Source organism: Pseudoalteromonas sp. S2755 (assembly GCF_005886535.1).
Classification (GTDB): domain Bacteria; phylum Pseudomonadota; class Gammaproteobacteria; order Enterobacterales; family Alteromonadaceae; genus Pseudoalteromonas.
The window spans coordinates 1-358 of sequence record NZ_PNDS01000226.1 but is presented as its reverse complement, the minus strand read 5'-3'; the positions used below and the strand labels follow the sequence as shown (position 1 = coordinate 358).

The window sequence follows — 358 nt, the reverse complement described above, 5'->3', positions numbered from 1 at the left end:
TTTTGACATCGCTCAGTGAGGAGCATGTTGGAGATATCGCTCCCCATGACTTGAAGATGCTATCGGCGGCGGAAGAGCGTTATTTAATAGAGGGGTTGAATGAAACGGCGCAGGCTTATCCGAAAGATAAATGTATTCATGAGCTATTTGAGGAGCAGGCAGCTTTAGAGCCGGAGCGGGTAGCGGTAGTGTTTGGTGATAGAAGCCTCAGTTATGGAGAGTTGAATGCCAGAGCAAACCAAGTTGCGCATTATCTAAGGGCGGAGCACCATATAAAGCCGGATAGTCTGGTGGGATTGTGTGTAGAGCGTTCACTAGAGATGGTGGTGGGTATATTGGGGATATTAAAAGCAGGGGG

The 358-nt window shown here is 48.3% G+C and carries 1 protein-coding gene; it reads left to right on the top strand.

Annotation, left to right across the window (positions count from 1 at the left end; all coding sequences use genetic code 11):
• A partial coding sequence (locus tag CWC03_RS22945; protein ID WP_138583810.1) for an AMP-binding protein occupies positions 1-358 on the top strand: 358 nt, incomplete at both ends.